Source organism: Pandoraea bronchicola (assembly GCF_902459805.1).
Lineage (GTDB): Bacteria > Pseudomonadota > Gammaproteobacteria > Burkholderiales > Burkholderiaceae > Pandoraea > Pandoraea bronchicola.
The window spans coordinates 547,575-572,081 of sequence record NZ_CABPST010000002.1; the positions used below are offsets into that span (position 1 = coordinate 547,575).

Annotated in this window: 21 protein-coding genes; 4 read left to right on the forward strand and 17 right to left on the reverse strand. The window is 64.2% G+C overall.

The window, feature by feature from the left end; all coding sequences use genetic code 11:
• Positions 1-81: 81 nt before the first annotated feature.
• Entirely contained in the window at positions 82-591 is a 510-nt protein-coding gene (locus PBR20603_RS06620) for a DUF2062 domain-containing protein (protein ID WP_174977800.1), read from the forward strand.
• 18 nt (positions 592-609) lie between these two features.
• Here the strand turns inward: PBR20603_RS06620 and PBR20603_RS06625 are convergent, their stop codons facing one another.
• Together PBR20603_RS06625 and PBR20603_RS06630 are read right to left on the reverse strand one after the other, a co-directional pair.
• Complete coding sequence (locus PBR20603_RS06625) at positions 610-1,248, reverse strand: DUF924 family protein (protein WP_174977801.1); 639 nt, start codon at positions 1,246-1,248, stop codon at positions 610-612.
• Between the two features lie 27 nt (positions 1,249-1,275).
• Positions 1,276-2,007, reverse strand: a complete 732-nt coding sequence (locus tag PBR20603_RS06630) for an alanyl-tRNA editing protein (protein WP_150558729.1) — start codon at positions 2,005-2,007, stop codon at positions 1,276-1,278.
• A 362-nt stretch (positions 2,008-2,369) separates the two neighbouring features.
• Here PBR20603_RS06630 and PBR20603_RS06635 point away from each other — a divergent pair, with 362 nt between their 5' ends.
• Complete coding sequence (locus PBR20603_RS06635) at positions 2,370-2,810, forward strand: hypothetical protein (RefSeq protein ID WP_150558730.1); 441 nt, start codon at positions 2,370-2,372, stop codon at positions 2,808-2,810.
• Positions 2,811-2,836: 26 nt separating this feature from the next.
• Positions 2,837-3,862 (forward strand): hypothetical protein, encoded by a 1,026-nt coding sequence (locus PBR20603_RS06640; RefSeq protein WP_150558731.1) that lies wholly within the window; start codon positions 2,837-2,839, stop codon positions 3,860-3,862.
• A gap of 138 nt (positions 3,863-4,000) precedes the next feature.
• Here PBR20603_RS06640 and PBR20603_RS06645 read toward each other — a convergent pair whose 3' ends face one another.
• The 15 genes from PBR20603_RS06645 to trxA form a co-directional block, all read right to left on the reverse strand.
• Entirely contained in the window at positions 4,001-4,441 is a 441-nt protein-coding gene (locus tag PBR20603_RS06645) for a group II truncated hemoglobin (protein ID WP_150558732.1), read from the reverse strand.
• 87 nt (positions 4,442-4,528) lie between these two features.
• Positions 4,529-7,078, reverse strand: a complete 2,550-nt coding sequence (locus PBR20603_RS06650; RefSeq protein WP_246174426.1) for an ABC transporter permease — start codon at positions 7,076-7,078, stop codon at positions 4,529-4,531.
• A 7-nt stretch (positions 7,079-7,085) separates the two neighbouring features.
• Complete coding sequence (locus PBR20603_RS06655) at positions 7,086-7,661, reverse strand: DUF4126 domain-containing protein (RefSeq protein ID WP_174977802.1); 576 nt, start codon at positions 7,659-7,661, stop codon at positions 7,086-7,088.
• 268 nt (positions 7,662-7,929) lie between these two features.
• Complete coding sequence (sugE, locus tag PBR20603_RS06660; protein WP_150558734.1) at positions 7,930-8,247, reverse strand: quaternary ammonium compound efflux SMR transporter SugE; 318 nt, start codon at positions 8,245-8,247, stop codon at positions 7,930-7,932.
• Between the two features lie 308 nt (positions 8,248-8,555).
• Positions 8,556-9,266 carry a two-component system response regulator KdpE gene (gene kdpE / locus PBR20603_RS06665; protein WP_150558735.1) on the reverse strand — a complete coding sequence of 237 codons (711 nt, stop codon included), beginning with the start codon at positions 9,264-9,266 and terminating at the stop codon, positions 8,556-8,558.
• Positions 9,267-9,270: 4 nt separating this feature from the next.
• On the reverse strand, positions 9,271-12,111 hold the full coding sequence (locus PBR20603_RS06670) for a sensor histidine kinase (RefSeq protein ID WP_150558934.1): 2,841 nt from the start codon (positions 12,109-12,111) through the stop codon (positions 9,271-9,273).
• A 183-nt stretch (positions 12,112-12,294) separates the two neighbouring features.
• On the reverse strand, positions 12,295-12,879 hold the full coding sequence (gene kdpC / locus PBR20603_RS06675) for a potassium-transporting ATPase subunit KdpC (RefSeq protein WP_150558736.1): 585 nt from the start codon (positions 12,877-12,879) through the stop codon (positions 12,295-12,297).
• A gap of 79 nt (positions 12,880-12,958) precedes the next feature.
• Positions 12,959-15,085 carry a potassium-transporting ATPase subunit KdpB gene (gene kdpB, locus PBR20603_RS06680; protein ID WP_150558737.1) on the reverse strand — a complete coding sequence of 709 codons (2,127 nt, stop codon included), beginning with the start codon at positions 15,083-15,085 and terminating at the stop codon, positions 12,959-12,961.
• Positions 15,086-15,113: 28 nt separating this feature from the next.
• The gene (kdpA, locus tag PBR20603_RS06685; RefSeq protein WP_150558738.1) at positions 15,114-16,919 is read right to left on the reverse strand and encodes a potassium-transporting ATPase subunit KdpA; all 1,806 of its coding nucleotides are present in this window, start codon (positions 16,917-16,919) and stop codon (positions 15,114-15,116) included.
• A complete protein-coding gene (gene kdpF, locus PBR20603_RS06690) occupies positions 16,916-17,008 on the reverse strand; it encodes a K(+)-transporting ATPase subunit F (RefSeq protein WP_063389843.1) in 93 nt (30 codons plus the stop codon). The genes kdpA and kdpF overlap by 4 nt, the downstream gene beginning before the upstream one ends.
• A 339-nt stretch (positions 17,009-17,347) precedes the next feature.
• Positions 17,348-18,322 carry a transporter substrate-binding domain-containing protein gene (locus PBR20603_RS06695; RefSeq protein ID WP_246174427.1) on the reverse strand — a complete coding sequence of 325 codons (975 nt, stop codon included), beginning with the start codon at positions 18,320-18,322 and terminating at the stop codon, positions 17,348-17,350.
• 268 nt (positions 18,323-18,590) lie between these two features.
• Positions 18,591-19,739, reverse strand: coding sequence for an amino acid ABC transporter substrate-binding protein (locus PBR20603_RS06700; protein WP_174977803.1), 1,149 nt, complete (start codon positions 19,737-19,739; stop codon positions 18,591-18,593).
• Positions 19,740-19,850: 111 nt separating this feature from the next.
• Positions 19,851-20,438 carry a P-loop nucleotide/nucleoside kinase family protein gene (locus PBR20603_RS06705; protein ID WP_150558740.1) on the reverse strand — a complete coding sequence of 196 codons (588 nt, stop codon included), beginning with the start codon at positions 20,436-20,438 and terminating at the stop codon, positions 19,851-19,853.
• Entirely contained in the window at positions 20,435-20,812 is a 378-nt protein-coding gene (locus tag PBR20603_RS06710) for a cupin domain-containing protein (RefSeq protein ID WP_150558741.1), read from the reverse strand. The genes PBR20603_RS06705 and PBR20603_RS06710 overlap by 4 nt, the downstream gene beginning before the upstream one ends.
• Positions 20,813-20,844: 32 nt before the next feature.
• Positions 20,845-21,696 carry a thioredoxin gene (gene trxA / locus PBR20603_RS06715; RefSeq protein ID WP_150558936.1) on the reverse strand — a complete coding sequence of 284 codons (852 nt, stop codon included), beginning with the start codon at positions 21,694-21,696 and terminating at the stop codon, positions 20,845-20,847.
• Positions 21,697-21,870: 174 nt separating this feature from the next.
• Here trxA and PBR20603_RS24070 point away from each other — a divergent pair, with 174 nt between their 5' ends.
• Entirely contained in the window at positions 21,871-24,444 is a 2,574-nt protein-coding gene (locus PBR20603_RS24070; protein ID WP_174977804.1) for a cation:proton antiporter domain-containing protein, read from the forward strand.
• The last annotated feature ends 63 nt before the right edge of the window (positions 24,445-24,507 follow it).

The following is a 24,507-nucleotide window of genomic DNA, read 5'->3' on the forward strand; positions in this document are numbered from 1 at the left end:
ATCCGTTGCATGCGGGTAATGACGTGTGCATCCGCCCCATGCCCGCCTGGGTCCATCCCTTCCTCGACGAGCAACCTACCCATGATGTTAAAGATGCTTCGCCCGATGCGGCTGTTGCGCTCACGCTGGCTGCGTCCGCACGCCGGCCTGCTGCTGCGGCGCAGCTTGTGGCAAGCCACGCCGCGCGGTGTGGCCATCGGGCTGGCGTGTGGTGTTTTCTTCGGGATTCTGATTCCGTTTGGCCAGATGCTCGTGGCCATTCTCGCGGCGGCTTTTCTGCGCGGGAATCTCTTCCTTGCCGCTGTCGGCACGCTGGTGACCAACCCGCTGACGGTACCCTTCGTCTATCTCGGTGCCCACCGTCTGGGTCGTTGGATGTTCGATTGGTCGCCGCAGGCCGAGATCGAGGCAACGGTGGCTGCCGCCGCGCGGGCCGGTGAGAGCTTCTGGTCCCAATTGACCCATTTCGACTTCGGCACTGCCACGCTGCATCTGGCAGCCGGCCTTGCCGCCTGTGCCGCTGTCGGCGGCATTCTCGCTTATGTCATCGGATACGTCACAATCCAATGGCGCCAGCGCCGCCGCACCTGAGCGCGCTGCCGGCCCTCGTCAGAACGACGACCCCGGCTCCTTCAGAAAGGCGATTTCCTCGGGCGTCGACACGCGCCCCAAGGCCGCATTGCGATGCGGATAACGCCCAAAACGCTCAATGATGACCGCATGCCTGCGCGCGTAATCCAGGTTATCGACCAGCCCTGACGCCTTCGCCAGTTGCTCGTACAACGCCAGTGAGAGGTGCTGACTCTCCAGCGATTCGTCGTGTTCGAACGGCAGGTAGACGAACACGCGATGCTGCGCGCTCGGCAGGTGCTGATCCCCCCCGGCCTCTACCAGACGACGCGCCACGGCCAGCGCCCGCGCATCGCCCGCGAACGCCTTGGCCTGATGGCGGAACAGATTGCGTGAGAACTGATCGAGTACCACGATCAGCGCGCAGGCGCCGAGGGCGGTCTGCGTCCACTCCTCCCACGCCCCGGCGAGCGCCTGCGCGTGCAGCGCACCAAAGCGAGCCCGAATCTCTTCATCGAAGGCATCCGACTTACGAAACCACTCGGGGCGCGACAGCCCGTATTCCGGGGAATCCGGGGTACCGAACCAAAAATCGAGTACGGCTTGCCAGGGCTGCGCTTGCGGGGAAATCTCTGTTGCCGGAGTTGCCATCGATAGTCCTGATGCTGAGGCGACCATTAGGGGATGGCTTGCATGATGCCAGACTCAGGCAAATGCCAACACCACCCGGCGCGTGCGTGACGTCTTCTTCTCGATCTTGGCCACGCGCAACGCACCGATCTCCGCTGTGTTGGCCACGTGCGTGCCGCCACACGGTTGCAGATCGATCCCTTCGATGCGCACCAGACGCACACGCCCCAATCCCACCGGCGGCTTCACGCTCATCGTGCGCACCAGTTCGGGACGCGCCGCCATTTCCTCGTCGCTGATGCTGTCGATAGCCACCGGCCGTGCCGCCGCCACCAGCGCCGCCAACCCGGCTTCGACCGTCTCGCGTTCAATCGGCTCGTTCGTCACGAAGTCGAGTCGCGCGTACTCCGTAGTAATGCTGCAGCCGTCCACGGGATGCGGCAACACGGCGCACATCAGATGCGACGCCGTATGAAAGCGCATATGTCGAAAACGGCGTTCCCAGTCGATTTCAGCGCGCACGGTGTCGCCAACGGCCAACCGCGCCAGCACGTCCGCCTGCCCCTCGGCAGGCACATGCACCGCGTCATCGGGCGTCGCGCCTTCCTGCTTCGACTTGCGCGTATCGGCAATGGTCAGTCTTGTGCCGTCTGCAAGGATCAGCCCCCCTGCGTCGCCCGCCTGCCCGCCACCCAGCGGATAGAAAACCGTGCGGTCGAGCATGACGCCGGTCTCGTCGATATGCGTGATGCGCGCGTCGCACTGGCGCAGATAGGCGTCTTGGCGGAAGAGGGCTTCGGTATTCATGGGGCGTCTCCAAATTTAGCGTTACATAGTCGCGCGAACTACGCATACGTGACAAGGGACAATCCGGCACCAGAGCACCAGTACGGTCATTGCGTGCTGACGCATATGTCTCCAGTACAGCGGACACCGCTGACGCCGCCACCGGGCAAAGGTTTCACGGCATCGGCCCAACACCGTCAAATTGGGCATACGCGGAGCGCGTGACACCCCACTTTTCCCAATGCGTTCACGCATAGAGAGCGCACGACATTGTTGTCCGCAAATCGAAAGAGACGGTGATGGCGTCGACCGTAGCATTCGTCCGAGCACCACGTGAGTGGTGCTCGTCAATCCGAAACGATGCAAACCGGAAAGCACTTCTCATGCACCCTACGCGATACCCCCCCCGCCCCCCCCGCAGCAACGACGTCACCGGGCATGCACATTCAGCGCCTGTCGACGCTGCCGCCCTGCGTTATCAGGAAGCTCGCGACGCCTACAACGCCGCCGATTACGAAGCGGCCCTCCATCTGCTCTACCCGCTTCTCAAGGAACGCCCTCTGGACATCAGCGTGAACAAACTGGTGGGCTATGCACACTTCGCGCGAGAGGAATACGCACTCGCCGTCGCGCCGCTCGGCACCGTGTCGATGTTCACGCCTGATGACCCGCAACCCGCGCTGATTTGCGCCCAGTGTGTGGCGAAGCTGGGCGACGGTGCGCTTGCACGCGACCTTGCCATGCATGCTCTCGAGACCTCCCGGGAAAACGCGGACTACGCCCAAGTCGGCGCCGACGCCGAACGTTTTCTCGCCACGATTTAACGCCAACTCATCTCCGGGAGTTTCTCATGACGATAGGTATTGCTTCGTCCTCCGCCCAGTCCACGAACGTCCCTCAGGTCTCCTTCACCGCGAATGCGAACGCGGGCGCTCAGGTGCAAATCACCATGCCGGAAGCGCCCAAGGACCTGACGGCAGGACGTTGGGAAGAATTTCAGAGCACCGTTCAAACGCATCGCGGCGCGCGCAATGCCGCCCTCATCGGTCACGTCGTCAACGTCATCGCCAAAACCACGGCGCTGGGCGTTGCCATCGCGACGATGAACCAGGACTGGAAAGGCTACGCCGATATTCCGCTTCATACCATCGCAGCCACCGTACAAATTGCCAACCTGCTCCTCGCTGTCAGCAAGTTCAGAAATGGTCCCGCCGACATTCCGGGCGCAGAAATTCGTGACACGAATCTCTTTCAGGCGGTAGGACAGTGGACCTGCATCGACTCACTCCAACAGTACGGCGGGGTGTTGAATATGGCAGCGACAAACGGTCCGTTGGTGTTCGGCGCCCTGCACAACGGTGCCGCGCCACTGCTCGAAGCGTTAGGCATACCGGTTCCCGCGTGGCTGAAGGATGCGGCGAATGCCGATTCGAGCAGCGCGATCGCCGACGGTGTCGCAACGGCCACCGACTTCGTGCAAAACCGCGTGCTGGGAACGATCATCGACGGCCGCGAAAGGCGAGCGTCAATGGACAGGGTCGTCGCCGCGGAGACCAGCGTGAACTTTGTCGTGCTGGAAGGCGATAACGATTACGTGCATATGGCGCCCCGCCCGGCAGTGAGTTATGAGCTCGAAGGCGTCACGGTCATCCCGAGAGTGCCCGGCGGGCATCCGGCACAACCGTCAGCACTATCCAATAACGCCGATATCGCAGATATCGCAGATATCGCAGACACAGCGTCTTTGGCGGGCGGCGATGACGAAGAATTCTTCGATGCCGAACCTGATACGCGAACGCTCGTCTCGGAGACGTCGGATGAGGATTTTCATGATGCGCTGGACACCCTTGCGCCAGAAGTGAGTCCGCGCGCGTAAGCGCCGCAGCACAGGCTCGCGCTTACGCAATCCGCAATGCGATGCCGGCAGGCTCGCGGGCGGCGCCGGGGGGGCAACGCCGCCCTTCCGGCACGCTCCAATAGTCTCGGCTAGCCACCGGCCGCGTTGGCGAATGGGTCAGCCCGCCCGGTTGCGCATCCAATCGGCGGTACCGTGAAACGCCTGCATGAGCCGCTCCTGCAGCGCCGATTCCACGCCAATGTCTTGCATGGCCCACGCCATGCAGCGCAGCCATTGGTCACGCTCGCTCGTTGCAATCGGGAACGGCAGATGGCGAGCGCGCAGCATGGGATGGCCGAATCGTTCGATGTAGTGGTTCGGGCCGCCCAGCCATCCGCACAGGAACCAGAAGAGCTTGTCGCGCGACCCGCCGAGCGACTCTGGATGCAGACTGCGAATGCCCGCGAACTCCGACTCCAGGTCCATCAAGTCGTAGAAACGGTCCACGAGTTCGCGCACCCGATCTTCACCACCGAGCAAGGAAAAGGCGGTCGGTTGCGCAGGCGTGTCCTGCACGTCGTCCGCCGAAGCAGTTTGAGGAGTGTTTTCAGTCGTCATGGCCGCTATTGTGCCCGAGGCCTACAACGTCTGCCATCGTTTGCCGTTCCCCCGGACGCGGCAAGATGCCGCGCCTCTGGGGGTGCGTCAGACCTCGCGCAAGGTGCGCACCGCCGACTGACGCAGCACCGCGCGCAGGCCACTCCATCCGCCGACCAGCGCACATAACACGCCAGCGCCAACACCCAGCACCGGCAGCCACGGATTGAAGCTCAACGCGAACTCGAAGACGTAACGCGCCAGCGCCCAGCCGAGCGCACCGGCCCCCAGCGCCGCCAACAGGCCGGCCAGCGCCCCGACCGTCATCAGTTCCGCCAGATGCACGTCGCGCAGTTGCCGCGACGATGCCCCCAGCGCGCGCAGAATACCGCTCTCGCGCATCCGCTCGTCGCGCGTGCCGGCAAGCGCGGCATACAGCACCAGCACGCCCGCAGCCAGCGTGAAGAGGAAGAGCGCCTGCACGGCGTCGATCACCTGCGACAGAATCTGCTGAATCTGCGCGAGCAACGCGCCGGTGTCGATCACCGTCACATTGGGGAACTGACGCACCAACGCATCCGCCACGCTTTGCTGCTTAGGCTCGAGATGGAACGACGTGATCCAGGTCATTGGGAAATCGCGCAGCGCGGCGGGCGGCATCACGACAAAGAAATTCACGCGCATCGACCCCCAGTCCAGCTTACGCAGACTCGTGATCGGGGCGTCAATGGTCTGCCCCGTGACTTCGAAGCGAAGCGTATCGCCGAGCTTCAGACCCAGCGTCTTCGCGATGCCCTCCTCCATGGAAATCTGCGGTGTGGTCGCGTCTCCGTACCACTGCCCTGCCGTCACGCGATTGCCGTCGGGCAGCCCCGCCGTGTACGACAGATTGAACTCACGCTCGGCCAGACGCCGCGCCCGCTCCTCGGTGTAACGCTCGCCCGTCACCGGGTTGCCGTTGATGGCGGTCAAACGGGCGCGAATCATCGGGGAGAGTTGCACATCGGGCAGCCCCGCCGCATGCAACTGCGACAGCACTGGGGCGTCCTGCCCCGGCTGAATATCGATGACGAAGCGGTTCGGGGCATCGGGCGGACTCGACTGACGCCAGCCAGCGACCAAATCGTTGCGAGTGACGGCAAGCAGCAGCAGCGCCATCAATCCAAGCCCAAGCGCCACAATCTGCAAGGCACTGCCGAGGCCACGACGGCGCAGGCCGGCGAGCGCATAGCGCCATCCTATGCCTCCCATCGCCCCGCCAACGGCACTGGGGCGGCGCGCCCAGGCAGCCAGCCCCCGAATGGCCAGCCATGCGAGCACGCCGAACACCACCGCGCCGGCGGCGAAGCCCCCGGCCACCATCGCCCCAAGACGCAGGTCGCGCGCGGCGAACAGCAGCAACGCAGCGAATGCGAGCGCGCTCGCACCGTACGCCAGCCACCCTTGCCGGCGCGCGCCGCCCACCACGTCGCGACGCAGCACATGCAGCGGTGCGACCTCCGAGAGCGGGAGCAACGGCGGCAAAGCGAACCCCAGCAGCATCACCAGCGCGCTCGTCAGGCCGAACACCGCCGGACGCCATGTCGGTGCTGGCAGCCCCGCCGGAATCACGTCGCCCAACTGGGCGAGCAGCACCCAATGCGCCGCGTAGCCGAGCGCTACGCCCAACATGCCGCCGATCAGACCCAGTCCGATAAATTCGAGCGTCACCATTGCGCGCAATGCCCGGCGCGACAGCCCCAGACAACGCATCACAGCACACGCGTCGAGATGGCGCTCGCTGTAACGACGCGAGGCAATGCCCACTGCCACCGCCGCCAGCACGGCGGCGAGCAGCGCGACCAGCGACAAGAAACGTTCGGCGCGATCGAGCGTCTGGCGCACCTGCGGCTGCCCTTCTTCCAGCGATTCGAGATGTACGCCGCGCGCCTGCTCGGCTGCCGGACGCGCCCACGCCGCGAACTTGCCGATCTGAGCGTCCGTGCCCGCCAACAGCAGACGATAAGTAATGCGGCTGCCGAACTGCACGAGCCCCGTCGACGGCAATTCGTCGAAGCGCATCATGACGCGCGGCGCCAGCGATCCAAAGCCGTAGCCGCGATCCATCTCTCGCGTGATGACGGCAGCAATACGCATCGAGCGGTTGCCCACGTGAATCGAATCGCCGGGTTTGACGTGCAGCGCGTTGAGCAATGCGGCATCGACCCATACCGTGCCCGGCGCCGGGATACCGGCGGCTGGGGCATCCGGCGTGCCGGTGCCCGCGTCCGGCGCGGTGCGCACACGTCCGCGCAAGGGATAACCGTCACTCACGGCCTTGAGCGACGACAGACGGCTTGCGCCGGCTCGTCCCCCCTCGCCGATGGCGCTGGCCATACTGGGAAAATTGGCGACGATTGCCGTCGCCAGTCCGTCGGCCTGCGCCTGACGGGTGAATTCGGGCGATAAAGGGGCGTCGCTGCGAACGACGAGATCGGCGGCAAGCATCTGCCGCGCGTCGCGCTCGAGCCCGCCCTGCATCCGATCCGAGAGAAAACCTACGCTGGACAGTGCGCCGACCGCCAGCAACAACGCCACGAGAAGCAGATGCAACTCGCCTGCGCGCCAGTCGCGCAGGAACATCCGCCACGCCTGGCGGGCAACGTCAGTGAACCCCATCGTTCCTCTATCCTTTGACCCGCGCCAGCAGCGAGCGCCACCCGCGCCAAACGCGGGGCAGCCACCACCACGCCAGCACGACGAAGACCAGCAGCATCACGAGAAAAACGGCGGGCAGGAAGAACGCAAGCGCCAGCCCGCCTACCGTAGAGACATCTTCGCCGGCTGAGGCCGCAACATTGGAGAAAGGTTCCGGTGACGTGTTGATCAGCGCACGGCTGCCCGCTTTGGCCAGATGCGCCGTTCCCGCCAGCGCACCGCCTGCCAGACCGGCCAGCACCGTGACCGTCGGATCCATCTGCCCCAGCGCCGCCGCGCCCAATACAATCCCCGCGGGAATACGGATGAAGGTATGCACCGCGTCCCAGGCACTGTCGACGAAAGGGATTTTATCGGCAAAGAACTCGATGACGGCCAGCACACCGGCCGTGGCAATCACCCACGTCGACGTCAATACCATCAGCGACGGCGGCAGATGTAACCATCCCAGACGCGCCGCCAGTCCTGCGCAGAACACCGTCAGGTACAACCGCAGGCCACTGCCCCAAGACAGCCCTGCGCCCAGCGCAATCGATTCAAGCATGGTGACCTCGCTGCCGCCGGCATGGCGGCGTCGCACGATCACGCGCCTCAGACCGCCAGCGCGATAACGGCCAACCGGCAGGACGCATTGCCGCCACGCCATCCGGACGGAAGTGACTGATGAAGACCGGCCGCCAAACCTTGCCACCGGACTGTCACCGAAAGGTAACTCGACCGCTACGGCGACATTATGCCGCGCGTTGCGGCAACGCACCACCGGTGCCCGAAACTGGGGACACGGCCCGGATTGCCGCGGGCCGCGAGCGCCCTCAGGCCGCCGTGAGCTTCAGTCCTACCAGACCGGCCAGAATCAGCGTCACGCTGGCGATACGGGCGGCAGACGCCGACTCTCCAAACAGCACAATGCCCAGCACAAAAGCGCCGACAGCGCCGATCCCCGTCCAGATGGCATACGCGGTGCCCAATGGGAGTGAGCGTACGGCGAGCGCCAGCAGCCAGACGCTGCCGACCATGGCCGCGATCGTGAAGACCGATGGCACAAGACGCGAAAAACCTTGCGTGTACTTTAGGCCGACGGCCCACGCCACTTCGAGCAAACCGGCAAAAACAAGAAGCATCCAGGCCATGACTGACTCCGATGAAAAAGTCGGGGTCGTCCCCGGAAAGAATCGAGCCGATTGCCAGGCCGTCCTGACAATGGGTTCCATCGGATGTCGAAGGAAATGGCGGAGCGCCAATGTGGCGCCGATGTGGCGCCGATGTGGCGATATCGCAGCTTGGCGTCTCAGCGCCAAGGAGATCGCCGGACATACCGGACGGAACAGCGCGATTTTAGCAAAGCTGGCGCGTTGCCGTCGTATGCCCCATCCACGACAGGGTCATCGGACGTCGTGCTGCGGTGCTGTCATGGCCGCGTGGGCAAGCCCTAACCGGATCAACCGGTCGCCTCCACCTCCAGCCGGTAGCCAACGCCCGTCTCGGTCAGAATGTGCTGAGGCTGTGCCGGATCGGCCTCCAGCTTCTGGCGCAGATGTCCCATATAGATGCGCAGGTAGTGATTGCTCTCGACGTGCGAGGGCCCCCACACTTCCTTGAGCAATTGCCGGTGCGTCAGCACGCGCCCCGCATGCCGCACCAGCGTGACCAGCAGCCGGTATTCGATAGGCGTGAGGTGAACGGGTTCGCCGGCACGCGTGACCTTGCGTCGCGCCAGATCGATGTTAATGTCGCCGAACGAGAACGCTTCGTCGAGCGTCTCCGAGTTGCCGCCACGATGATGACGTCGCAATTGCGCCCGAATCCGCGCGAGCAGCTCCGACACCCCGAACGGCTTGGTCAGGTAATCGTCGGCGCCGACGTCAAGCGCCACGACCTTCTCGGCTTCCTCGTTGCGCGCGGACAGCACGATGATCGGCATATCGGTCCAGCTTCTCACCTCCCGAATGACCTCCACGCCGTCGATATCGGGCAGTCCCAGATCGACAATGAGCAGGTCTGGCTTGCGCGTGGCCGCCTCGACCATGCCCTGCCGCCCGGCTTCTGCCTCGTGCACAACCATGCCTTCGGCTTCCAGCGAGGTACGCAGAAACCGTCGAATCTGCCGTTCGTCTTCGATCACCACGATGGTGATGGTGGGTTCACTCATGTTGTTATGTAAAGTTTGCGTCAGGGGAGCGGGGGGAGCGCGGGTCTTCGTTCTTCGCACCCGTCGTGTCCCTCTGGTCGTTCATGTCCGTCATATTCGGCTCGTCCTCTTCGACGCCTTCGGGTGTGTCCGGGGCCACCGGCGGCGTCTCCACGGGCAATGTGAAGACGAAGCGGGCGCCGTGGCCGTCGGGCACGTTGGTGGCGTGAATTTTACCGCCGTGCGCCTCGACAATGGCGCGACAGATCGCCAGCCCGAGCCCGATGCCTGGCTTGGCTGACTCCTTCTCCCCTCGCATGAACTTCTCGAAGATACGACCTTCCATGCCCGCGGGCAGGCCAGGACCGTCATCGCTCACACTGACTTCGACCTCGTTGCCCTGCACACGCGCGGCGATTTCGATGTGGGACCCCGCAGGCGAATACTTTGCAGCATTCTCCAACAGATTGGTGAACAGCCGCTCGAGCAGCACCGCGTCGAAGCGCAGCAGCGGCAGGTCGGCTGGCAGCCGGGTCGTGACCTCATGCCCGGCAAGCACGCGGCGGCTGGCACGCAACGACGTCCCCACGACTTCTTCGAGCATCTGCCACTGACAGTTGAGTTGCACGCCGCCCGCCTGCAACTTCGCCATGTCGAGAAGATTGGTCACGAGGCCGGTCATGCGCTGCGCTTCCTCGTGAATGGCATCGACAAGTTCAGTCCGCAGCGGTCCGGGCGTTTCGGCATTGCGACTGAGCATGCTCGCGAAACCGACGATGGACGTCAGCGGTGTGCGCAGATCATGCGAGATCGCCGAGAGCAACGAATTGCGCAGCCGCTCGGACTCCATCGTCACCAGCGCGTCCTGAGCAATTTCTACGTAGTGCACGCGCTCGAGCGCCAGCGCGATTTGTGCGGCGAATGTATCGAGCAGACGCTGCTGTTCCGGCGTGTCCATGGCACCGCCGGCCTCCGGCTCAGGTGCGACCACCAGCACGCCGCGCGTGCGCATGGGCGCGCGCAGCGGCAGATAGTATGCGTCCGATCCCGGCAGCGTGTTCGTGCCCTGCCCTGCGGCCTGCTGACGGTCGTAGACCCACTGTGCAACATCGGTATCGATGTGTGCGGGCATGGTCTCCGCCCGCGCGTTCTCCACGGGTTGACGCACGCTGCCCTGGCTATCCGGCAGCAACAGCGCCACGCGCGCCTGAAACACTTCGCGCACATGGCGCGAGCCGATTTCCACGATCTGAGGCGTGGTAAGCGCTGCCGCCAGTTCGCGGGCCATGGCATACACCGCCCCCGTGCGGCGCTCGCGCCAGGTGGCCAGCCGTGCCTGGAATCGCAGGCTGGTTGTCAGATGGCTGATCACCAGCGCAACCGTCAGCATGACGGCGAACGTCAGCAAATACTGGGTATCCGACACCGACAACGACATCTTGGGTGGCACGAAGAAGAAGTCGAACGCCACCACGGACAGAAACGACGCGAGTACGCCCGGCCCGCGTCCGAGCCGCATGGCGGCGATGATCACGCCGAGCAGATACAGCATCGCGATATTGGCCAGATCGAGGAACGACGTGAGTTCCGCTGCGGCAAGCGACACGGCGCCGCAAATCCCGACCGCCCACGCATACGCGCGCCACGGGCCGCCGACGAGCCCCAACTCGGGCGCCGTATCAAACCAATCGCGCCAGTCCCCTCGCACCACACGTCTGTCCGCCGCCGCATCGCCGGCGGCCGGCCCGATCAATACGACGTCCACCCCGCGCGCGTGGCGCAGCAGTTGCTCATGCAACGGGGTGTGGGCCGTCCACCAGCGTCGCGCGCCGCTCGCGCCGACCACGAGCTTCGAGACGTTGCGCATCTGCGCATAGGCAAGCAGCGTGGTCGCGGCCTCCGCACCGTCGAGCGTGAGCGTTTCCGCGCCGAGTTCCTGCGCGAGTTTGAGCGTTGCATACGTGCCTTCGCGACGCGCCGGCGATTGCCGCAGAATTGCGGGCGTTTCCACGTGTACGGCCAGCCAGTCGGCACGCAGACTTGCCGCAAGCCGCGCAGCCGCACGTACCAGCGCCACCCCCTCCGGCCCTGGCCCGACGGCAACGAGAAGACGCTCACGCGCCTGCCAGACCTGACTGATCGACTGATCGGCGCGGTATTCGCGCATCTGCGCGTCGACCCGATCGGCGGTGCGGCGCAACGCCAGTTCGCGCAATGCAATCAGGTTGCCCTTGCGAAAGAAGTTGCGTACAGCGCGTTCGGCCTGCGCGGCCATGTACACCTTGCCCTCACGCATGCGTTCGAGCAATTCGTCGGGTGGCAGGTCGACCAGCTTCACCTCGTCAGCGAGATCGAAAATGCGGTCGGGCACCGTCTCCCACACGCGGATGCCGGTAATTTGTCCAACCACATCGTTGAGCCGCTCGAGATGCTGCACGTTGAGCGTGGTGTACACGTCAATGCCGGCATCGAGCAATTCCTGCACGTCCTGCCAGCGCTTCATGTGGCGCTCGCCCGGCACGTTCGCATGGGCCAGTTCGTCGACCAGCGCCACGGCCGGTTTGCGCGCGAGCATGCCGTCGAGATCGAATTCCCGCAGCACGCGCCCACGGTACTCGACCGACTTCTGCGGCAGGATTTCCAGGCCTTCGAGCATGCGCGCCGTTTCTTCGCGGCCATGCGTCTCCAGCACACCGACGACGACGTCGGTGCCCTCCTCGCTCAACTTGCGCGCGGCCTGCAACATTGCAAACGTCTTACCGACGCCAGCAGAAGCGCCGAAGAAAATCTTCAATCGGCCACGCCGATCACGCGCTTCGTCGCGTTGCAGTTTGTCGAGCAATTCGTCGGGATCGGGGCGTTCCATGCCAGCCATCGGATGAGTCCACTATGAAAACGCAAGCCACGCCGTATGGCGTGGCAATCATCAAATCACCGGTCGCCCGGTGATGCAAAAAAGCGGCACGCGCCGGGGCGTGCCGCCAATCTACCGCAGGCCGCCGGGCAAGGCCAGTGATTCGCCAGCCCACCCCGCCAGCGGACGCGATTTTCAGACGCCGCCGGCTGTCAGTGCGTCGAGCGCCAGGTTGAGCTTCAGAACATTCACCCGAGGCTCTCCGAAAATGCCCCATTGGCGGCCTTCCGTGCTGCGCGCCACCAGCGAGCGCACGGCGTCGGGCGTGAGGCCGCGTGCCTTGGCGACGCGGGCGACCTGATAGTCTGCGGCGGCCGGACTGATTTCCGGGTCGAGACCGCTGGCAGACGCCGTCACCAGATCGGCGGGCACCGGCAGCGCGGCGCTCGGGTCGGCTTCACGCAGGGCGGCGATGCGGCCCTTCACAGCGTCGGCGAGCGCCGGGTTCAGCGGGCCGAAGTTCGAGCCGCCCGAAGCCATGCCGTTATCCGGCATAGGCGCCGTGGCCGACAGACGGCCCCAGAAGTATTTCGGTTCGTCGAAGTTCTGGCCGATCAGCGACGAGCCGACTGCCTTGCCATCCTTGTAGATCAGGCTACCGGCGGCTTCGCGCGAGAACGCCGCCCGGCCGATGCCGGTCACGACCAGCGGATACACCAGACCCGTGATGACCGAGAGCACGACGAACAGGCTCAGCATCGGGCGCAAGAGGGTTTTCATGACGTCTATTCCTTAGAGTTTCAGCAATGTGGCCCGGACGCCCGGCCACTATCGGCCATCGCGTCCGGAAGCCCCGCGATCAGGCCCAGCCCATCGCGGCGATGATCATGTCGATGACCTTGATACCCACGAACGGCACCAGAATCCCGCCCAGACCATAAATCACCAGGTTACGGCGCAGCAGCGTCGCGGCCCCGAGCGGGCGATACTTCACGCCCTTGAGCGCCAGCGGAATCAGCACCACGATGATCAGCGCGTTGAAAATCACCGCCGACAGAATGGCCGACGAGGGGCTCGCCAGATGCATCACGTTAAGCGCATCGAGTTGCGGATACGTGGTGGCGAATGCCGCCGGAATGATCGCGAAGTACTTCGCCACGTCGTTCGCAATCGAGAACGTGGTGAGGCTGCCGCGCGTCATCAGCATCTGCTTGCCGATCTCGACGATCTCGATCAACTTGGTCGGGTTCGAATCCAGATCGACCATGTTGCCGGCTTCCTTCGCAGCCTGCGTGCCCGAGTTCATCGCCACGGCCACGTCGGCCTGGGCGAGCGCCGGGGCGTCGTTTGTGCCGTCGCCGGTCATCGCCACCAGCTTGCCTTCTGCCTGATACTTGCGAATCGTCGCGAGCTTGGCTTCCGGCGTGGCTTCCGCCAGGAAGTCGTCGACGCCGGCTTCCGCCGCAATGGCCGCAGCCGTGAGGCGGTTATCGCCCGTGACCATGAGCGTCGTGATGCCCATCTGGCGCAGTTCGGCGAAACGCTCCTTGATGCCGCCCTTGACCACGTCCTTCAGCTCGATCACGCCCAACGCGCGAGTGCCTTGCGCGTCCTGCTCGGCGACCACCAGCGGCGTGCTGCCGCGGCGTGCGATCTCATCCACCGAACTGGCCAGCGCAGCCGGCCACAGGCCACCGGCCGATTCCACATAACGCTTGACTGCGTCGGCCGCGCCCTTGCGGATCTGCTTGTCGGCAAGATCCACACCGCTCATGCGCGTTTGCGCCGTGAACGGGATGAACACGGCATGCAGACCGCTCATTTCACGCTCACGCAGATTGAAGCGTTGCTTGGCGAGCACGGCGATGCTGCGGCCTTCCGGCGTTTCATCGGCCAGCGACGCGAGTTGTGCGGCGTCGGCCAGCGCGCGCTCATCCACGCCCGGTGCGGGCACGAACTGCGACGCCTGACGGTTACCCAGCGTGATCGTGCCGGTCTTGTCGAGCAGCAGCACGTCGACGTCACCTGCCGCTTCCACGGCCCGGCCCGACGTGGCGATCACGTTCGCTTGCATCATGCGGCTCATGCCTGCCACACCGATGGCGGAGAGCAGCCCGCCGATGGTCGTCGGAATCAGACACACCAGCAGTGCGACGAGCACCGTGATCGTAACCGGCTGACCGGCTTGCGTGACGAGCACGCTATAGATCGAATAGGGCAGCAGCGTGGCGGTGGCAAGCAGCAGCACCAGAGTGAGCGCGACGAGCAGAATCGTGAGGGCGATTTCGTTCGGCGTCTTCTGACGCTTCGCGCCTTCCACCATCGCGATCATGCGGTCGAGGAACGCTTCGCCCGGATTGACCGTCACCTTCATGACGACCCAGTCCGAGAGCACCCGCGTGCCACCGGTCACGGCAGAGAAGTCACCGCCCGACTCGCGGATCACCGGGGCAGATTCGCCCGTGATGGCCGATTCATCGACCGACGCCACACCTTCCACCACCTCGCCGTCGGCGGGAACCACATCGCCGGCTTCCACGAGCACGAAGTCACCGCGACGCAGGCTGGCGCTATCGATCACCAGACACTCAGCATCGCGCCGGGCGGCGCGCAGTTGCTTGGCCGGCACATTCTTCTTTGCCTGACGCAGCGATGCCGCCTGCGCCTTGCTGCGGCCTTCCGCCAGTGCTTCGGCGAAGTTCGCAAACAAGACCGTGAACCACAGCCAGAGCGTGATCGCGAGGATGAACGGCGCGCTTGCTTCGGCGTGGCCTGCTACGGCCATGCCGAAGAGCACGGTCGTGAGCAGACTGCCGACGTACACCACGAACATCACCGGGTTTTTGGCCTGCGTGAGCGGGTGCAGCTTGCGGAACGAGTCGACGATGGCCGGCTTCACAATCGCGGGGTCGAACATCGACCGTGTGGCCGATGTATGCCCTTCGCCGACCGGCCGGGTGACAGTATTTCCTGAGGTTTGATTCATGAGTGCCTCGAATGCCTCATTTCATTATTCAATGCGCACCGATCATCGCCAGATGTTCGGCGACGGGACCGAGTGCAAGCGCGGGTATGTAGGTGAGCGCACCCACCAGCAGCACCGTGCCGAGCAGCAGTACGACGAACAGCGGGCCATGCGTGGGCAACGTGCCCGCAGTGGCGGCAATGCGCTTCTTGCGTGCGAGTGCACCGGCAATTGCCAACACCGGCACGATGACCCAGAAGCGGCCGAACCACATCGCGATCGCCAGCGTGCTGTTGTAGAACGGCGTGTTGGCCGACAGACCGGCAAAAGCGCTGCCGTTGTTGTTCGCCGCCGAGCTGTAGGCGTAGAGAATTTCAGAGAAGCCGTGTGTGCCGGGGTTTGCAACGCCCGCTTGCCCTGCCGCGACGAGCACCGCGAGCGCGGTACCGCACAGCACGAGCAGCGGGGTCATGAGTACCGCCACCGCGACCATCTTCATCTCGAAGGCTTCGATCTTCTTGCCGAGATATTCCGGCGTGCGGCCGATCATCAGACCTGCCACGAACACCGCGAGCATCGCGAAGACGAGCATGCCGTACAACCCCGAGCCCACACCACCGAAGACCACTTCACCCAACTGCATCAACAGCATCGGCACCATGCCGCCCAGCGGCGTGAGCGAATCGTGCATGGCGTTGACTGCACCGCACGACGCCGCCGTCGTCACCGTCGCGAAAATGCCCGACGCCACGATACCGAAGCGCGTTTCCTTGCCTTCCATGCTGCCGCCGGCTTGCGTGGCACTGACTTGCTGGTCGACACCCAGCGACGTCAGAACCGGATTGCCTGCCTGCTCGGCCGACACCGTGGCGACCGCCGCGATCGAGAACGCAATCGTCATCGCTGCGAGAATCGCCAGTCCCTGACGACGGTCACCGACCATGCGTCCGAACGCGTGGCACAGCGCCGCCGGGATCAGGAAGATCGCGAGGATCTGCAGGAAATTCGACAGCGGAGTCGGGTTCTCGTAGGGGTGAGCCGAGTTCGCATTGAAGAAGCCGCCACCGTTCGTGCCGAGCATCTTGATGGCTTCCTGCGAGGCGACCGGCCCCATCGGCAGCGTTTGCGTCTGCGTCACGGCGGGCGTCGTCACCGGCTTGCCAGCGGCGTCGACCTTCGGCTGGCCATCCGGGTTAAGCACCGGATTGTCGTAGTGCGTGGCCTGCAGCGTGGTCACGTCCTTATAGGCGTCGAAGTTCTGGATCACGCCCTGGCTCATGAAAGCGGCGGCGAACACCACCGACAGCGGCACCAGAATGTAGAGCGTGATGCGGGTCATATCGACCCAGAAGTTGCCGATCGTCTGCGCCGTGTGACGGGCGAAGCCGCGAATGAGCGCGATCACCACGGCAATCCCCGTGGCAGCCGACAAGAAGTTCTGTACGGCCAGACCGAGCATCTGCGTCAGATAGCTCATGGTCGATTCGCCGGCGTAGCCTTGCCAGTTCGTGTTCGAGATGAAGCTCACCGCAGTGTTCATCGACGAGTCTGGCGTGACGGCTCCGAAACCTTGCGGGTTGAACGGCAGCCAGACTTGCCAGCGTTGCAGCCCGTAGACGGCCAAGGCACCGAGGGCATTGAAGCCGATCAGTGCGAACGCGTAGGCGCGCCAGTGCATTTCCTTTTCAGCATCGATACCGCACAGGCGATAGAGCCCGCGCTCCAGGGGCGCGAACCAGCGATTCACGCGAGATTCACCGGCGAGCACGTCGGCCATGAAACGGCCGAGCGGGCGCGCCAGCACCAGCAGCACGACGAGGAAGACGCCGAGCTGGATCCAGGCATTGAGCGTCATGCTAGGTCCTCCGGCTTGAACAGCGCGTAGACGAGATAAGCGAGCAGCGCGAGCGTGAGTCCGCCGCTCAGCCAATACATGGCTGTCATTGCTGCCCCCCTACCGACGCGCAAAACGCGACAAAGCCGACGGTCGTGGCAACGAACACCGCGATCACGCCGAGATATAACCAGTCCATGACAACTCCCTATCGTGTGGCGGCCGGCACGCCACGGACGCGACGCGCCCTCGCATGCGCATGCCAGCCGTGCACTGAAAGATACGGATCGGCGCGTAAAGACGGGGACAAAAGGGATAAAGAGGGTGTAAACAACGCGTAAACGAGCACGCCTAAACAAAAAAGCTCGCCGATATCGCTATCGACGAGCTTAACACCTGCTTTCATGGCCGCAGCAGTATCTCCCGCGGCCCGCGCCTCGGGCGCGGGGTTATTCGGTCACTTGCGACCCTTTATGCCAGACCTCGATCACTTCCTTGCTCGGTTCGAGGTTCAGATTGACGTTACGTGGCGGAATCGGTTGCTGGAACCACTTGCGCTGAATGCGACGGATCTCGCCCGAGCTGAACACGTGGGCGAGCGTCGTGTCGACGAAGCGTTTGAATTGCGGATCGTCGCGACGCAGCATGAGGGCGTTGAGTTCCGTCTCGAGCGGCGCCCCGACAATGGCGAAGTCACCCGGCTCACGTGCGTTAGCGCGAAGACCGGCGAGCAGCACGTCATCCAGTGCAAAGGCTTTGGCGCGTCCGGTTTCGAGCGTCATCATCGATTCGCCGTGATCACGGGCGGGGATGACACGGAACCCGCCCTTGTCGGCCTGAAGACGGGCCAGACGCTCACCGGTGGAGCCAGCCGACGCTACCAGATTCTGTCCCTTGAGGTCATCCAACCCGTGAATATTGTCCTTCTTGTTCACCAGCAGGCGAACTTCCGAGACGTAATACGGATTGCTGAACCCGACCTGTTCGGCGCGTTCCGGCGTGATGGTATTCGGCGCGCAGTCCAGGTCCACCGTACCGTTTTTCACCAGCGGGATGCGGTTCTGGGGCGTAATGGACATTTCACGCACGCGCAGATTCGGCATATTGAGTGCCGTCTTCACTGCGTCGACAACGGCATAGCAGAGGTCCATCGTATAGCCGACGGGCTTGCCCTTGTCGTTGACATAGGCGAACGGAATCGCGGCTTCGCGGTAGCCGAGCGTAATGAGGCCCGTATCGTGGATTTTCTTGAGGGTGCCGGTCAGATCGCCGCTGACGACGGGCAGCGGGACAACTGCGGCGTCGGCTTTGACGGGTGAGGCGACTGCCGTAGAGGCGGCACCTTGGGCGGCGAACCAAACGGTGAGACCGAGTGCGACGCGTTTGGCGGCGACTTTCCAGTTGACTTCCTTGAAACCGTTCACAGCAAATTCCTATCGGATTAACAGCACGATAGGAATTTACAGACATGGGGCAAAGAGGGCAAAGAAACCTTAGTCATTAGCTTATGCAGAAGCGAAGAAAACCCGGGAGAAAAGAAAGAAAGGAGGGAAAGGAGCGGAGGGATTGGGAGAGACGGATCGGGGCCCCTTTCTGCAGCGAGTTGGGTTTATGTCTGAGAGGCGGAAAGGGGCTCCGGTCCGTCGTTGGGGCGCGACGACGTGTCGCGTGGGGGGGGCAAGGGGTGAGTGACTAGCGCCCGGGGGGTTGAGGGGGGTTGGGGGCGCCGTGTTCCGCTGCGTTGGATGAAAGGCTTGGACGGTCAGTGGAGGCGTTTCCGTAGTGCGCACCGGATTCCCAGACGGCGAGCACCTCGGCAGACGGTTTGAGATTCAGACGATGACCGAAGGGTGGCACGGCGGTTTGAAACCAGTCTCGCTGGAGCTTGGCCACCTCTCCACTGCGGAACAGTTCGGCGAGCGCGGCATTGACGCGTTCCTTGAACACGGGGTCGTCCTTGGGCAGAACGAGCGCGTAGTGTTCGGGTTGGTCGGAAAGCGGCGGCCCGACGATCTGAAACACATTCGGAGACTTGCTCGTGGCGCGCAGACCTTCGAGCAGCACGTCATCGAGGGCGAGGGCTTGAGCGCGGTGTTCGCGCAGCATGCGAAACGCGTCGGCGTAGTCGCGAGCCATGAGCAGTTGGAAGCCGGTACGAACATGCTGTGCGCGCACGAGCCGCTCGGCGGTGGTGCCTTGCACAACGGCGAGGCGCAGCCCACGCAAGTCGTCGATGGAATCGATACCTGCGCCGTGCCGGACCATGAGGCGAACGTTGGCAGCGTAGTACGGGAGACTAAATGCCACTTGTCGCTCGCGCGCCTGCGTGACCGTCGACGGTGCGCAATCGATGTCGACGGCGTCGCCCTTGATCAACGGCCCGCGCATCTGCTCAATAACTCTCACGGGCGTGATGCGCAGATCCGGCATTGCCAGTTCGCGTTGCAGCGCGGGCACGATGCGCTGGCAAAGTGCCCACGCCAGCCCCATGGGTTGGTCCTTCGCGTTGACATACGAAAACGGGACGGCCGTTTGCCGATAGCCGAGCACGATGCGTCCACGCTCGCGGATGCGTGCCATCGTGGGCGCCAGGTCAGGCGTCGGGGTTTGGCCAATAGCGCTATCACCGGATGGTGGTGAATCCCCGTCAGATAGCGGCAGCGGGATCGCCATCGTGTTGACCCGTGGCAACCCCGGCACCGGCGGCTCCCCCGCGAGCGCCGTGACCGGCGTGACGACCGCCGCCCCGGCAGCCGCCGTCAGGAAGCAAAGAAGGCATTGGCGTATGAAGCCCGCGACACTGGCCGCAGGCGAAGACAACGGGCAAAGAGGCAGGAACATGGTCGGCACGGGGACAGGGAGGAAAGTGCCCATACCTTAGCAACCGCGCCGCCCCGCGCTTCCCGCGCCATAAGCCTTTTAAGACTTTTCCCGTGGAACAAATTTCGACAATCAGCGCGTCTGCGCCAGCAGCGTTTGCAGCAGCCGCTCGTCATCTTCCGGCGTCGGTGCGGTGTTATCGAAACGGATCAGTCCGGGGAACGCCGCAGCGGGGGGCAAGAAACGACGCATGCGGTATTCGTCCCAATGCGCGAGCTTGTAAGCGTCGTTCGGATTGCCACGACTCTCGATACGCGCCTTCGCATGCGCCTCATCGAGATCGACCCAGACGACATGAACGCCCACATCGTCGTCGACACCCAGCCACGCGCGGTCGAACAGCAACCCTTCGCGCAACTCGCGTGAAAGCGGCCCGACCACCAGAACATTCACGCCGAGGCGCAGATTCTCGCGCGCCGTTTCCAACAGTCCGGCGTACTCCGGGTCGCGCAGCGTCTGCAAATACAGCGGACTGTCGCGGTCGTTCGGATTGCCCGTCAGCGCACCCATCACCGACGCGCTGTAGCCACCGTAAAGCGTGTCCTTGTCGAGCAGACAGAACGCCTCGCCGCTGCGCGCGATCAGCGGACGGATGAGCCGTTTGGCGAGCGTCGTTTTGCCCGCCCCTGCGTGGCCGCAAAAGAACACGAGGCGCGTCATGATTGCGCCTTGCGCTCGAACATCACGAAGTGCTTACGCACCGGCTCCACCACTTCGAACACCCCTTCGAAGCCCGCCGGGATGACGCAGGCATCGCCCGGTCCGAACTCCGATGCGTTGCCGTCGAGATCGCTGATGCGAATGCGTCCCTCGATCACCGAGAAAAACTCCTGGCGATGTGCGCCGAAGGCGATGCGCCACGCGCCGGGCTCACACGTCCATTCGCCACAATCGAACTCGCCCAGAGCGTCGGTATAGAACGGGCGCGTCACGCGTTGCGGATTGCCGCTCACGCGGCGGGCTTCAGCAGGATGGTCGAAGATGGCTTCGCCCGCCTGATCGGGGGCAAAGGTAATCAGAGAAGGAACAGTCATCGGCGTGCAGTCCGTAGTGAAAAGGGGTTGCCTCAGTTGAGCGCGGCACTCAGCTTGCGTCGCCAGGCCGCCACTGTGGCCGGGTCGATCTCCGACAAGGCTTCGAAAATGGCCAGCATCGAATTACGGCCGACATCGTCGCCGAACGTGCGGTCGCGCTGCACGATGTCTAGCAGCGCCTGCAATGCCGGCTCGTAGGCACGATCAGCCAGATAACGATTCGCGAGATCGAGCCGCGCCTGCAGGTTGTCGGGCTGCGTTTGCACGCGCGCCAGCAGCTCCCGCGCAGGTGGCAAGTGGCTCGCTTGCTCGGCCGCCGCGATGCGCGTGGTCAGGGCCGCGATGCGGGCGTCGCCGCTGGCCGCCGTGCGCGGCGAGAGCAGCGTCAGTTCCGTGCGCGCGCTCTCGACGTCGCCCATGCCCAACAACACATCGACCAGATCGAGACGCACGTCGTCATGCGCAGGATCGAGCGCGAGGGCGGCCTGCAATGCGTCGCGCGCGACCTCCGGCTTCCCTTCCTGCAACGCCTGACGCGCCACGCGACGCGCCATCTGCGCCGGATTCGGCACGACACGGTCGATAAACGCGCGCAACTGCCCCTCGGGCAGCGCGCCCACAAACTGGTCGGCAGGTTCGCCATCGACGAACGCGACCACCGTCGGCAGACTGCGAACGCCGTATTCCGCGCAAAGCTGCGCGTTCTCGTCGGCATTGATCTTCACCAGACGAATACGCCCTTGCGCTTCCGCCTCCAGCTTTTCCAGCAGGGGCCCAAGCACGTTGCACGGGCCGCACCAAGGCGCCCAGAAGTCGACCAGCACAGGCACCTGATGCGAGACGGCCAGCACGTCGGCGTCGAAACTGGCGAGGTTGGTATCGATCATAGGTTCTTATTGAGCATGATAAATTGCGTTAACAGCGGCCGTCACTCATCGAATACAGCCGCCAGCTTGAAGCATGGTAATCGCAAAACTGGGCAAATCGGTACGGACGCGCTTTAGCGCCCCGGGTTCCCGCCCCGGCCGCGCGCCGTCCCACGACAGACAGGGAGACACATGCACGCAGGCCAAGGCACGGCAATCTTCTTCACGCAACTCCTTCTGCTGGTCCTCGTCGGCCGTCTGCTGGGCGAGGTGATGCAACGCCTGCGCCAGCCAGCCGTCATGGGCCAGTTGCTGGCCGGTGTCCTGCTCGGCCCGTCCGTCTTCGGCGCGCTGTTGCCTGCCTGGCAACATGCCGTCTTTCCCGACTCGGAAGCCCAGAAAAAGATGCTCGATGCAGTCTCCGAGCTGGGGGTACTGCTGCTTCTGCTCTCCACCGGGCTGGAAACCGATCTCGGCCTTGTTCGCCGCATGAAGCGAATGGCGATCTTCGCGTCGGCGGGCGGCATGGTGATCCCGTTCGCCTGCGGCTTCGCGCTTGGCTGGCATCTGCCCGACAATCTGCTGCCGCACCCCGAGGCAAGACTTGTCACCTCGCTGTTCTTAGGCACTGCATTGTCCATCTCGTCGGTCAAAGTCGTGGCGATGGTCATTCGCGAGGTCGACTATCTGCGCCGCAACATCGGGCAGATCATTCTCGCGGCCGCCATTCTCGACGACACTACCGGCTGGATCATCATCGCCGCCATCGCAGGGCTTGGCGCGAGCGGCTCGATCGATCTCGGCCATCTGTCGTTCAGCCTCGGCGGCACGCTGCTGTTCATCGTGCTGTGCTTCACCGTGGGCAAACGCGCCGTCGCCGTGGCGATCCGCTGGACGAATGATCGCTTCACCAGCGAAATGCCCGTGCTCAGCGTGATTCTCGTCATCACCTTCGTGCTGGCGCTCGCCACCGACAAGCTCGGCGTGCATACCGCGCTGGGCGCGTTCATGGCGGGCGTCATGATCGGGCAGTCGCCCATTCTTACCGAACAGATCGAGGCACAGTTGCGCGGGCTGATCGTTGCCCTCTTCGCGCCCGTGTTCTTCGGCGTGGCGGGCCTGTCGGTCGACCTGACGATCCTGTTCGACTGGCGCATGCTCGGGCTGGTGGCCGGACTGATCCTGATCGCCAGCATCGGCAAATTCTCCGGCTGCTTCATCGGCGGACGCCTCGGCGGCATGTCCTCGGCCGAAGCGCTGGCGCTCGCGACCGGCATGAACGCGCGCGGCTCCACCGAGATCATCGTGGCGAGCATCGGGCTGTCGCTGGGCGTGCTCAGCAAGGATCTGTTCACGATGATCGTCATCATGGCGCTGATGACCACGCTCATCATGCCCCCGGTGCTGCGACGTGCGCTTGTGCGCATTCCACTCTCGGCGCAAGAGAAGGCACGACTCGAGAAAGAGGCCGCCGAAGAGAAGGACTTCCTGCCGAACGTCGAACGTATTCTGGCCGCCGTGGACGGCAGTGCCAACGGCCGCTTCGCCGCCTGGATCGCCGGGTTGACGGCCGGGGTGCGCGGCACGCTCACGACCGTACTGGCCCCCTCGCCTGCCGGCACCGATGGCGGGAAGACGGCACGCGAGGAGAACAACGCGCCGGAGAATGCGCAACGGTCTGACACCGCCACCGCGACGCGCAGACCGGACAAAGGTCAAGCGGACAACGGCGTCGAAGACGCGGGACGCGACGCCTACGATATCGCCCTCGCTGCGGCGACGCTTGCCGTGGCCCGCGCGCCGGGCACGCCGGGCGTCGAGGACGATGCGAGCCAGAACCACGCGCGCGAGGCTGCACGATTGGTGCTGCGCGAGCGAACCGGCAAATCTCTACAGAAGAACCCCGAACTGCCGCACGGCCCTGTCAAGGAAAGCAGAAACAAAGGCGACGAGCGTCATCCTGACAAACGCGATATCGCCGAGGCGTCCGATCCGTCTGCGCATACCGGTACCCCGAGGCACGAACCTGTGGGAGACGCCTACGACGATAAACGCGTCAGCGAAGCGACCGAGGAAGGCGATTTCGGCGCGAGCGACCCGTCGGACACTGCGCGTGAACAGCAGGCGTCGCACCCTGACAGCAGCCACGAAGCCACCCGGATTTCCGACGAAATCGCCAAGGGGTACGGTTTCGTGATCGCCGGTTTCGATGTGCCCGGCCAAGAGTCGGATTCCGACGTCCCGCCACTGCCGTTGCCCACGGGCGTGCTGCCGCTCACCAAAGCGTTCGACGGTGCCATCGGCATCGTGCTGGCGCACGGCGACCATGCGCGCGAGCCCGACGCACCGCTGAACATCCTCGTGCCGGTCTCGGGCACCGACTATTCAAGGCATGCGGCCGAACTCGCCATCACCCTTGCACGGGCTGCCAACGCGCCCGTCACGGCCCTGCACGTCTGCGCGCGAGTCGCGCCGGGCATGTTGCACCGGCGCTGGCGCCCGCGCGTCTTGCGCCCTGACGCTGCCGAAGCCGCGATGATGGAGAATCTGCGGGCGCTCGCGAAGCGTAACGGCGTGAAGCTGAACACACGCCTGCTCGCGGGCGGCAAGGTCGACGAGGCCGTGCTGCATCAGATCCATCACGGCAAACACAATTTGCTCGTACTCGGCGTGCAACCGCGCTTCGGCGACCGTCTGAACTTCGGCGCCATCTCTCACCGGCTGCTGGAAGAGCGCCGCTGTTCGGTCGTCGTGCTGAGTGCGTGATGTGTCGCGCGCCAACATCCGCATTCGCATAAAAAAGCCTGCGGCCGATCGCTTCGGCAGCAG